Origin of the sequence: Psychroserpens mesophilus, from assembly GCF_050617655.1 — a bacterium.
GTDB classification, from domain to species: Bacteria; Bacteroidota; Bacteroidia; order Flavobacteriales; family Flavobacteriaceae; genus Psychroserpens; species Psychroserpens mesophilus_A.
In genome coordinates, this window is record NZ_JBODQC010000518.1 from 1 (window position 1) to 235 (window position 235).

A 235-nucleotide genomic window follows, 5' to 3' on the forward strand; every position below is an offset into this window, starting at 1 on the left:
CGTCGGCAGCCAGCGCGCGGTTGCCCAGCACGTTGCGGGCGATGCCCAAGGCACCCAGCAACGGCACGCCATTGCGCAGCAGGGTGCCCAGCGTGCGGGCCCGCCGCGCGGTTTCCAGTTCGCCGAGCAGGCGGCCAATGCCGCGCCGCTGCAGCAGCCAGCCATCCAGCGCCAGCCGGAATGCCGGTTGCCGCGCCTTGCGTTCGAAGAACAACGCCACCAGCGCCGGCACCAC

1 protein-coding gene is annotated in these 235 nt (G+C 72.8%); it reads right to left on the minus strand.

All coding sequences use genetic code 11. The annotated features are described in order from the left end of the window. Positions 1-235, minus strand: a 235-nt coding sequence (locus tag ACRHNM_RS18225; RefSeq protein WP_431138036.1) for a hypothetical protein, incomplete at both ends; no start/stop codon positions are given.